Below are 11843 nucleotides of genomic sequence, written 5' to 3'. Positions count from 1 at the left end.
ATTAAAGAAATGAAATTCACTCATATAAAATATATAATTACTAGCCTTATTTTTGTTCTATCACTAAATGCTAAGGCACAGCAAGATCCATCTTTTACGATGTATCAATTAAATATGAATATTATAAACCCTGCTTTCGCGGGTTCACAAAATGTGTTAGACGCGACTATGTTAATACGTGGTCAATGGGTTGGTATTAAAGATGCACCCTCAACTCAAACTTTATCTATTTCCTCACCTTTAGGTAAGAATTTAGGTTTAGGATTGTCTTTGGTAAATGATAAGTTTTCAGTAGCCAAAGAGACAGATGTGTATATCGATTTTTCGTACAAGTTACAAATATCAGAATCGATGGATTTATTCTTGGGCTTAAAAGGAGGTGGAACATTTATTAATGTAGATTTACAATCGTTGAATATTAATGACCCTCTTTTTAATGAAAATATAAGTAGATTTAATCCGAATTTTGGTGCAGGAGCTTATTTAAAGGGTAAGAACTATTACGCAAGTTTATCGGTGCCTGTATTATTACAAAGTAAGCGTTATGAGAAAGAGGGGAATGTTGTAACTAGTGCTTCCGATAAGCCACACATATACTTAGCAGGAGGTTATACATTCAGTTTAGAAAATGACTCTAAACTAACTATTACTCCATCATTTATGATGCGTTACGTATCAGGTGTACCTTTGTCGTTTGATGCTACTGCAATGATTGGCCTTTTTGATAAAGTAGAGTTTGGTGTGTCACATAGATTAAAAGAATCGTTTAGCGGACTATTACTATTTAAGTTTATTAAAGAATTTAAACTAGGATATGCTTATGAACATGCTATTAACGATATATCAACCTACAGTAATGGTTCACATGAATTTGTATTTAAGTTCAAGTTTTAATAAGATTCTAAATTCAATAGTTAGTATTATGAATTAAGGATATAAAGCTAAAAAAAATGAAGGTTGATTTAATAAGGATAGAGTTAACTTTTTAGATTATTTGAATACATACAAAAAACGTTTTATAAACGAGTTTATAAAACGTTTTTGTAATTATTATATTAATATTTTCATCTTTGGTTTATAAGTAATCTAGTCATAAATGACTCTTTACGGCGTTAAAAAGATTAAAATCAAGAATTATTAACTTTTATTTGGATAAAACAGAGAATAAAATGTATATTTGCAATCCCAAATCGCGGGATAGAGCAGTAGGTAGCTCGTCGGGCTCATAACCCGAAGGTCACAGGTTCGAGTCCTGTTCCCGCTACTAAGCAAAGGCTTTCAATTTAATTGAAAGCCTTTGCTTTTTATTAGAATAATAGATTATTTTTTTTCTATATAAAAATAAGACCTTCTGTTTTGTTGATGTTCTTGTTCGGTACACTTTTTTTGATTTAGATCATTGCACTTGTTTAATAACTGTTCTTCTCCGTAACCAACAGCACTTTTAATCCTTTTTGGAGAAATGCCTCTTGATAATATATAGTCTCTTGTAGATTTGGCTCTTTTGTCTGATAATAATTTATTATATGTTTGGGATCCTCTACTATCGGTATGAGACTCAATTCTTAAACTTATATCAGGGTTGTCTTTTAAGACAGAAACGATATGTTCTAACTCGTATTCGGCGTCTTCACGAATATTATATAAATCAAAATCAAAGTAAATAGGATTTATAATGATTTGATCATCTTTTATTAAAGATTCAAGTTGGATGTTCTCAGTAATTAATCTTTTGTTAATGTTAAGTGTTTTTGTATTTTTTTGAGAGTTTCTATAATCTTTTTTTGAAGCAACGACTACAAAATTCTTTTCACAATCTATTTTTTCAAATAAATAACTACCATCTTTATTAGTTGTTTTAGTAAAAATGGGTTCTCCTTGTTTGTTTATAAGCTGAACGGTAGCATTGGGAATAGGGTTTCCTGTTTTTGAGTCTGAAATAACTCCTTTAATGTTTTCTTTACAATCGTATATTTTAAAACTATAAATATCATCATCTCCTTTACCTTCTTTTCTGTTGGAAGAAAAGTAACCTTGAGTATGCTTGTCGTTAATAATGAAAGCAAAATCATCAAAAGGACCATTAACAGGACTTCCTAAATTTACTGGTTTTGTATAAGAGTTACTAGTGATTTTTGCCTCAAAAACATCTAAACCTCCTAAGCCAATATGTCCATCAGAAGAAAAATATAAAACATTATCATTCCCTATAAAAGGAAACATTTCTTTGCTTTCTGTATTAATAGTTTTGCCCAGATTTTCAGGTTTTCCATAGATATCGTTTTCTAAAATTGCTATTTTATAAATGTCGGTATCTCCGTAGCCATTTGGCATATCAGAAACAAAATAAAGTGTTTTTTCGTCAGGACTAAGGGCAGGATGTCCGCAAGAAAAACTATTACTATTAAAAGGTAGTTCTTTTATATCTCCCCAAAAGTTTCCTTTTTTAGTAGCTTTATAAATTTTAAGGTGAGAAATATTATTTTTATCTCCTATTAATCGCTTGCCATCAAAGTTATCTCTGGTGAAGTAAGCTGTTTTTCCATCTTTAGAAACAACAATATTTGATTCGTGATATTTAGAGCTTAATTCTTCAAGAATGATAGGTTTACCCACATCCAAAACTTTAATGAAATTGTTATTTTGTTTTGCTTTATAAATGTTTAAATATGGTTGCTTATTCCATCGATAGAGTTTTTTACCTTTTTCTGTTTTGGGTTGGGTAGAAGAAAAATATAAATGATTATCATAAATGTATCCACCAAAGTCTGAATAAGAAGTGTTGCTAGATAGGTTGTGGATGTTTATATATGTCTTTTCTCGATTAGAGTATTCAACAAAATAATTAGTGTTTTCTTCTAAAGCCTTCACACGACTATCGTTTTTGTTTAATTTTAATAGCCACTTGTCAGATTCTTTTATTTTACCATTAGTTTTTAAAACTTGGGCATATCTAAATATATGTTTAGGTTTAGCAGAATTTTCGTATAGTTTCATTAACTCTTGATAGTTTTTTTCTGCCATAACATATTTAAAATTAAAGTAGTAAGAATCTCCTAATCTACTTAATACAGTATAAGAATTATCTCCTTTGTTGTATATGGATTGATATAATTCAGCAGATTTTTTATAAGAAAACTCTTCAAAATATCTATTAGCAGCATACTTTCGTTGGCTGTTAATGGTTATTGGTATAAATACTATTATAAGTAAAAAATGTATTGCTTTTTTCATTTTATTTATAATTTAAAAGAATCTAGGAGACTTCATTGCTAGCTCTTTGAATATTTCCCATTTAATCATTAATTCATAGGTTCCAGAATTGTAGTTGCTGTAATTAGAGGTAGTGAGGTCGTAGGCTAACCCTATGTGTAAATTTCTAGAAGCTTGAAGTCCTATCAAAGCACTAATAGAATCATCCCACCTCCAAGCTATACCTGCTGTAAATTTTTCATTGAAAAGGAAATTAGCTGATACATCTAGGGATAAAGGTGCACCATTTACAACTTTTGTTAAAAATGCGGGCTTAAACTTAATACTTTCGTTTAAATCAAATACATATCCACCAATTAAAAACAAGTGTATTCGTTCTTTTGCGACATCACCTCCATTATTAGAGTCATCATAATGATCTGTGTTAATAAAATTAGGAATAGCTGCTCCCAAATACCAGTTAGAAGTATAGTAATAAATACCAGCTCCAATAGTTGGTAAAAATCTATTAATGTTTCCAGTTAGACTTTTATCGTCTCGATCCTTAACAATACCTTTGTTCCAATCAACATTTAAATGTCTTGCTCCAAGTTTCAACCCAAAAGCTAAATTTCCCTCATCACTGGTACGAACTGTATAAGAAGCATTGATATCCAGAAAAATCTCATTGGCGGGGCCTATTCTATCGTTAGTAAGGTTAATACCTAACCCAACGCCGCTAAAACCTAGAGGAGTATCGAAACTTAGCGTTTGAGTGTCAGGAGCACCTTCAATACCAACCCATTGAGTTCTTGCAAGAGCATTTATTATAGTGTGTCCGCTTGATCCAGCATATGCAGGGTTCACACTCATAGTGTTATACATATATTGAGTATATTGAGGGTCTTGTTGAGCATTTACATTTATTAATATTTGTATTAAGAATATTAATGTGTATAGGTGTTTTAATTTCATATTATTTTTTTTATCTATTAATGTATAACCAGCCTACTTTTGCTTTTGATCCATCACCTAAATCGATAACATAGAAATAGGTGCCTGAAGGTAATTTTTCATCAACATTAATTGTTGTTCTTCCATTAGAAGTTCCGTTAAAAACAACGTCTTTATTGTTATAGCCAGAGGCTTTGTATACAGTGTTACCCCATCTGTTGAAAATCTCAACAGTATTATTACTATATTCAGGTCTGTCTATACAAGAGATGAAGAAAATATCATTATCACCATCACTACCAGGAGTCATGATGTTATAGGGAGTACCACATGGTTTTGTGTTAGGGTCCAGATAGTCAGGAATACCATTGTCATCGGTATCAAGAGCATCGTTGGTTGTTGGGTCAGAGTCACCAGGATTTTCATCTGAAGTATTAATACCATCGTTGTCATCATCAATATCTTGAAAATCTGGAATACCATCTCCATCATTATCAGGAATGTCTACAGGGGTACCTCCGTTATCTGTGTCATAAGTATCATCCAAACCATCTCCATCTGAGTCATTTCCAGAAGGAAGGCTATCAGGTATCCCATCACTATTATCGTCATTTCCTTCAATAACATCTGGAACTCCATCATTATCACTATCAGTATCAAGACTATCAGGTATACCGTCTTCATCAGTATCTATGTTGCCATCTCCTTCATCGGTATCTAAAATTCCATCATTGTCATCATCAATGTCGGTAATATCAGGAATTCCATCATTATCAGAGTCTAGTAAACTGTATGAATGAGTATCAGTAGCAGAAGCAGTATTTCCAGCAGTATCAGTAGTAGTAACACTTGCTTCTACAGTCGTATCTGTATCAGCTGCTAAGTCTGATCCTGGAACATTGATGCTGTAGTTTCCACTGGCGTCTACCGTTCCTGTATAGGTATTCCCATTGATTATTAAGGTTACAGTATCACCCGTATTAAAGTCACCAGTTACAGTTCCAGTCACAGGGATGTCAGTTCCAGCTTCTACTGCGTCAATGATATTGTCTGGAGTGATGTCATCAATAACAATAGAAAGGGTAGGAGCTGTGGTATCTACATTATACAGGTGAGTATCAGTGGCTGAAGTAGTATTTCCAGCAGTATCAGTAGTAGTAACACTTGCTTCTACAGTCGTATCTGTATCAGCTGCTAAGTCTGATCCTGGTACATTTATACTGTAGTTTCCACTGGCGTCTACCGTTCCTGTATAGGTATTCCCATTGATTATTAAGGTTACAGTATCACCCGTATTAAAGTCACCAGTTACAGTTCCAGTCACAGGGATGTCAGTTCCAGCTTCTACTGCGTCAATGATATTGTCTGGAGTGATGTCATCAATAACAATAGAAAGGGTAGGAGCTGTGGTATCTACATTATACAGGTGAGTATCAGTGGCTGAAGTAGTATTTCCAGCAGTATCAGTAGTAGTAACACTTGCTTCTACAGTCGTATTTGTATCAGCTGCTAAGTCTGATCCTGGTACATTTATACTGTAGTTTCCACTGGCGTCTACCGTTCCTGTATAGGTATTCCCATTGATTATTAAGGTTACAGTATCACCTGTATTAAAGTCACCAGTTACAGTTCCAGTCACAGGGATGTAAGTTCCAGCTTCTACTGCGTCAATGATATTGTCTGGAGTGATGTCATCAATAACAATAGAAAGGGTAGGAGCTGTGGTATCTACATTATACAGGTGAGTATCAGTGGCTGAAGTAGTATTTCCAGCAGTATCAGTAGTAGTAACACTTGCTTCTACTGTCGTGTCTGTGTCAGCAGCTAAGTCTGACCCTGGTACATTGATGCTGTAGTTTCCACTGGCATCTACGGTACCGGTGTAGTTGTTTCCATTGATTACTAATGTTACCGTGTCGCCGGTATTAAAATCTCCGCCTACTGTTCCGGTGACTGCAATGGTTGTCCCTGCTTCTGTTGCATTGACAATGTTGTCTGCCGTGATGTTGTCTACACTTATGGTAGGAACTGGAGCGGTCGTGTCTACATTATAAACATGATTCGTGTTTGCACCTCCTGCATTCCCCGATCCGTCTGTTGTCGCTACACTTGCTTCTACTGTCGTGTCTGTGTCAGCGGCTAAGTCTGACCCTGGTACATTGATGCTGTAGTTTCCACTGGCATCTACGGTACCGGTATAGTTGTTTCCATTGATTACTAAGGTTACCGTGTCGCCGGTATTGAAATCTCCGCCTATTGTTCCAGTGACTGCAATGGTTGTCCCTGCTTCTGTTGCATTGACAATGTTGTCTGCCGTGATGTTGTCTACACTTATGGTAGGAACTGGAGCTGTCGTGTCTACATTATAAACATGATTCGTGTTGGTGGAACAAGTTGCATATGACAGGAAACTAGCCTCTACTGTCGTGTCTGTGTCAGCGGCTAAGTCTGAGCCTGGAACATTGATGCTGTAGTTTCCACTGGCATCTACGGTACCGGTATAGTTGTTTCCATTGATTACTAAGGTTACCGTGTCGCCGGTATTGAAGTCACCGCCTACGGTTCCGGTTACTGGAATAGTGCTTCCTGCTTCTGAGGCATTGATAATGTTGTCTGCCGTAATATCATTTATAGTTAAGTTAACTACTCCTCCTACAGTAATGGTTGCTGTAGCAGAAGTCGCTTCAGTACAGGCACCACTTTGTACGATTGCACGGTATTGCGTGGTGGTGGTAAGGTTGGTTGCTGTTAAGGTCGTGGTGGTATTGGCAATATCGGTATCAGTTGTAAAGTTATCGGTAGAACTTTCCCAACGGATGATATTTCCTGTCTGTCCACTTAGGGTCAATGTTGTTGAATTGGTTCCGGTACACACATTGGTACTTCCCGCAATGCTTCCTCCCACCGAAGTCGGATCTACAGTGATGGTTGCTGTAGCAGAAGTAGCTTCAGTACAGGCACCACTTTGTACGATAGCACGGTATTGCGTGGTGGTCGTAAGGTTGGTTGCTGTTAAAGTCGTGGTGGTATTGGCAATATCGGTATCAGTGGTAAAGTTATCGGTAGAACTTTCCCAACGGATGATATTTCCTGTCTGTCCACTTAGGGTCAGTGTTGTTGAATTGGTTCCGGTACACACATTGGTACTTCCCGCAATGCTTCCTCCCACCGAAGTCGGATCTACAGTAATGGTTGCTGTAGCAGAAGTCGCTTCAGTACAGGCACCACTTTGTACGATTGCACGGTATTCGTGGTGGTGGTAAGGTTGGTTGCTGTTAAGGTCGTGGTGGTATTGGCAATATCGGTATCAGTTGTAAAGTTATCGGTAGAACTTTCCCAACGGATGATATTTCCTGTTTGTCCACTTAGGGTCAGTGTTGTTGAATTGGTTCCGGTACACACATTGGTACTTCCCGCAATGCTTCCTCCCACCGAAGTCGGATCTACAGTAATGGTTGCTGTAGCAGAAGTAGCTTCAGTACAGGCACCACTTTGTACGATAGCACGGTATTGCGTGGTGGTCGTAAGGTTGGTTGCTGTTAAAGTCGTGGTGGTATTTGCGATATCGGTATCAGTGGTGAAGTTATCGGTAGAACTTTCCCAACGGATGATATTTCCTGTCTGTCCACTTAGGGTCAGTGTTGTTGAATTGGTTCCGGTACACACATTGGTACTTCCCGCAATGCTTCCTCCCACCGAAGTCGGATCTACAGTAATGGTTGCTGTAGCAGAAGTAGCTTCAGTACAGGCACCACTTTGTACGATAGCACGGTATTGCGTGGTGGTGGTAAGGTTGGTTGCTGTTAAGGTCGTGGTGGTATTTGCGATATCGGTATCAGTGGTGAAGTTATCGGTAGAACTTTCCCAACGGATGATATTTCCTGTCTGTCCACTTAGGGTCAGTGTTGTTGAATTGGTTCCGGTACACACATTGGTACTTCCCGCAATGCTTCCTCCCACCGAAGTCGGATCTACAGTAATGGTTGCTGTAGCAGAAGTCGCTTCAGTACAGGCACCACTTTGTACGATAGCACGGTATTGCGTGGTGGTGGTAAGGTTGGTTGCTGTTAAGGTCGTGGTGGTATTGGCAATATCGGTATCAGTTGTAAAGTTATCGGTAGAACTTTCCCAACGGATGATATTTCCTGTCTGTCCACTTAGGGTAAGTGTTGTTGAATTGGTTCCGGTACACACATTGGTACTTCCCGCAATGCTTCCTCCCACTGAAGTCGGATCTACAGTAATGGTTGCTGTAGCAGAAGTAGCTTCAGTACAGGCACCACTTTGTACGATAGCACGGTATTGCGTGGTGGTCGTAAGGTTGGTTGCTGTTAAAGTCGTGGTGGTATTGGCAATATCGGTATCAGTGGTAAAGTTATCGGTAGAACTTTCCCAACGGATGATATTTCCTGTCTGTCCACTTAGGGTCAGTGTTGTTGAATTGGTTCCGGTACACACATTGGTACTTCCCGCAATGCTTCCTCCCACCGAAGTCGGATCTACAGTAATGGTTGCTGTAGCAGAAGTCGCTTCAGTACAGGCACCACTTTGTACGATAGCACGGTATTGCGTGGTGGTGGTAAGGTTGGTTGCTGTTAAGGTCGTGGTGGTATTTGCGATATCGGTATCAGTGGTGAAGTTATCGGTAGAACTTTCCCAACGGATGATATTTCCTGTCTGTCCACTTAGGGTCAGTGTTGTTGAATTGGTTCCGGTACACACATTGGTACTTCCCGCAATGCTTCCTCCCACCGAAGTCGGATCTACAGTAATGGTTGCTGTAGCAGAAGTCGCTTCAGTACAGGCACCACTTTGTACGATAGCACGGTATTGCGTGGTGGTGGTAAGGTTGGTTGCTGTTAAGGTCGTGGTGGTATTTGCGATATCGGTATCAGTGGTGAAGTTATCGGTAGAACTTTCCCAACGGATGATATTTCCTGTCTGTCCACTTAGGGTCAGTGTTGTTGAATTGGTTCCGGTACACACATTGGTACTTCCCGCAATGCTTCCTCCCACTGAAGTCGGATCTACAGTAATGGTTGCTGTAGCAGAAGTCGCTTCAGTACAGGCACCACTTTGTACGATAGCACGGTATTGCGTGGTGGTCGTAAGGTTGGTTGCTGTTAAAGTCGTGGTGGTATTTGCGATATCGGTATCAGTGGTAAAGTTATCGGTAGAACTTTCCCAACGGATGATATTTCCTGTCTGTCCACTTAGGGTCAGTGTTGTTGAATTGGTTCCGGTACACACATTGGTACTTCCCGCAATGCTTCCTCCCACCGAAGTCGGATCTACAGTAATGGTTGCTGTAGCAGAAGTCGCTTCAGTACAGGCACCACTTTGTACGATAGCACGGTATTGCGTGGTGGTCGTAAGGTTGGTTGCTGTTAAAGTCGTGGTGGTATTGGCAATATCGGTATCAGTGGTAAAGTTATCGGTAGAACTTTCCCAACGGATGATATTTCCTGTCTGTCCACTTAGGGTCAGTGTTGTTGAATTGGTTCCGGTACACACATTGGTACTTCCCGCAATGCTTCCTCCCACCGAAGTCGGATCTACAGTAATGGTTGCTGTAGCAGAAGTCGCTTCAGTACAGGCACCACTTTGTACGATTGCACGGTATTGCGTGGTGGTGGTAAGGTTGGTTGCTGTTAAGGTCGTGGTGGTATTGGCAATATCGGTATCAGTTGTAAAGTTATCGGTAGAACTTTCCCAACGGATGATATTTCCTGTCTGTCCACTTAGGGCAGTGTTGTTGAATTGGTTCCGGTACACACATTGGTACTTCCCGCAATGCTTCCTCCCACTGAAGTCGGATCTACAGTAATGGTTGCTGTAGCAGAAGTCGCTTCAGTACAGGCACCACTTTGTACGATAGCACGGTATTGCGTGGTGGTGGTAAGGTTGGTTGCTGTTAAAGTCGTGGTGGTATTTGCGATATCGGTATCAGTGGTAAAGTTATCGGTAGAACTTTCCCAACGGATGATATTTCCTGTCTGTCCACTTAGGGTCAGTGTTGTTGAATTGGTTCCGGTACACACATTGGTACTTCCCGCAATGCTTCCTCCCACCGAAGTCGGATCTACAGTAATGGTTGCTGTAGCAGAAGTCGCTTCAGTACAGGCACCACTTTGTACGATAGCACGGTATTGCGTGGTGGTGGTAAGGTTGGTTGTTGTTAAGGTCGTGGTGGTATTGGCAATATCGGTATCAGTTGTAAAGTTATCGGTAGAACTTTCCCAACGGATGATATTTCCTGTCTGTCCACTTAGGGTCAATGTTGTTGAATTGGTTCCGGTACACACATTGGTACTTCCCGCAATGCTTCCTCCCACCGAAGTAGGATCTACAGTAATGGTTGCTGTAGCAGAAGTCGCTTCAGTACAGGCACCACTTTGTACGATAGCACGGTATTGCGTGGTGGTCGTAAGGTTGGTTGCTGTTAAAGTCGTGGTGGTATTTGCGATATCGGTATCAGTGGTGAAGTTATCGGTAGAACTTTCCCAACGGATGATATTTCCTGTCTGTCCACTTAGGGTCAGTGTTGTTGAATTGGTTCCGGTACACACATTGGTACTTCCCGCAATGCTTCCTCCCACTGAAGTCGGATCTACAGTAATGGTTGCTGTAGCAGAAGTCGCTTCAGTACAGGCACCACTTTGTACGATAGCACGGTATTGCGTGGTGGTGGTAAGGTTGGTTGCTGTTAAGGTCGTGGTGGTATTGGCAATATCGGTATCAGTTGTAAAGTTATCGGTAGAACTTTCCCAACGGATGATATTTCCTGTCTGTCCACTTAGGGTCAGTGTTGTTGAATTGGTTCCGGTACACACATTGGTACTTCCCGCAATGCTTCCTCCCACTGAAGTCGGATCTACAGTAATGGTTGCTGTAGCAGAAGTAGCTTCAGTACAGGCACCACTTTGTACGATAGCACGGTATTGCGTGGTGGTGGTAAGGTTGGTTGCTGTTAAGGTCGTGGTGGTATTGGCAATATCGGTATCAGTTGTAAAGTTATCGGTAGAACTTTCCCAACGGATGATATTTCCTGTCTGTCCACTTAGGGTCAATGTTGTTGAATTGGTTCCGGTACACACATTGGTACTTCCCGCAATGCTTCCTCCCACCGAAGTCGGATCTACAGTAATGGTTGCTGTAGCAGAAGTAGCTTCAGTACAGGCACCACTTTGTACGATAGCACGGTATTGCGTGGTGGTCGTAAGGTTGGTTGCTGTTAAAGTCGTGGTGGTATTTGCGATATCGGTATCAGTGGTGAAGTTATCGGTAGAACTTTCCCAACGGATGATATTTCCTGTCTGTCCACTTAGGGTCAGTGTTGTTGAATTGGTTCCGGTACACACATTGGTACTTCCCGCAATGCTTCCTCCCACCGAAGTCGGATCTACAGTGATGGTTGCTGTAGCAGAAGTAGCTTCAGTACAGGCACCACTTTGTACGATAGCACGGTATTGCGTGGTGGTGGTAAGGTTGGTTGCTGTTAAGGTCGTGGTGGTATTGGCAATATCGGTATCAGTGGTAAAGTTATCGGTAGAACTTTCCCAACGGATGATATTTCCTGTCTGTCCACTTAGGGTCAGTGTTGTTGAATTGGTTCCGGTACACACATTGGTACTTCCCGCAATGCTTCCTCCCACCGAAGTCGGATCTACAGTAATGGTTGCTGTAGCAGAAGTCGC

6 protein-coding genes and 1 tRNA gene are annotated in these 11843 nt (G+C 40.0%); 2 read left to right on the top strand and 5 right to left on the bottom strand.

The annotated features are described in order from the left end of the window. Positions 1–9: 9 nt before the first annotated feature. Complete coding sequence (locus tag ACXIHB_RS07800; protein ID WP_462099323.1) at positions 10–894, top strand: PorP/SprF family type IX secretion system membrane protein; 885 nt, start codon at positions 10–12, stop codon at positions 892–894. Positions 895–1191: 297 nt separating this feature from the next. Continuing rightward, positions 1192–1264, top strand: a tRNA-Met gene (locus ACXIHB_RS07795). A gap of 56 nt (positions 1265–1320) precedes the next feature. Here the strand turns inward: ACXIHB_RS07795 and ACXIHB_RS07790 are convergent. Genes ACXIHB_RS07790 through ACXIHB_RS07770 form a run of 5 tightly spaced genes read right to left on the bottom strand, consistent with a single transcriptional unit; the run spans position 1321 to position 11801 of the window. Beyond that, positions 1321–3234, bottom strand: coding sequence for an OmpA family protein (locus tag ACXIHB_RS07790; protein WP_462099322.1), 1914 nt, complete (start codon positions 3232–3234; stop codon positions 1321–1323). A gap of 12 nt (positions 3235–3246) precedes the next feature. After that, positions 3247–4167, bottom strand: a complete 921-nt coding sequence (locus ACXIHB_RS07785; RefSeq protein WP_073182617.1) for a PorP/SprF family type IX secretion system membrane protein — start codon at positions 4165–4167, stop codon at positions 3247–3249. Between the two features lie 10 nt (positions 4168–4177). Next, positions 4178–7315, bottom strand: a complete 3138-nt coding sequence (locus ACXIHB_RS07780; protein WP_462099321.1) for an Ig-like domain-containing protein — start codon at positions 7313–7315, stop codon at positions 4178–4180. 11 nt (positions 7316–7326) lie between these two features. Continuing rightward, positions 7327–9921 (bottom strand): beta strand repeat-containing protein, encoded by a 2595-nt coding sequence (locus tag ACXIHB_RS07775; RefSeq protein ID WP_462099320.1) that lies wholly within the window; start codon positions 9919–9921, stop codon positions 7327–7329. Then, complete coding sequence (locus ACXIHB_RS07770; protein ID WP_462099319.1) at positions 9888–11801, bottom strand: hypothetical protein; 1914 nt, start codon at positions 11799–11801, stop codon at positions 9888–9890. The genes ACXIHB_RS07775 and ACXIHB_RS07770 overlap by 34 nt, the downstream gene beginning before the upstream one ends. Positions 11802–11843 lie beyond the last annotated feature (42 nt).

It is taken from the genome of Tenacibaculum sp. IMCC1 (genome assembly GCF_054906355.1).
This window is presented reverse-complemented; position numbering and strand designations above follow the sequence as displayed.

Excerpts from the sequence above, each read along its gene's own strand:
- ACXIHB_RS07800 (WP_462099323.1), top strand. The coding sequence starts at position 10 with ATGAAATTCACTCATATAAAATATATAATTACTAGCCTTATTTTTGTT.
- ACXIHB_RS07790 (WP_462099322.1), bottom strand. The coding sequence starts at position 3,234 with ATGAAAAAAGCAATACATTTTTTACTTATAATAGTATTTATACCAATA.
- ACXIHB_RS07785 (WP_073182617.1), bottom strand. The coding sequence starts at position 4,167 with ATGAAATTAAAACACCTATACACATTAATATTCTTAATACAAATATTA.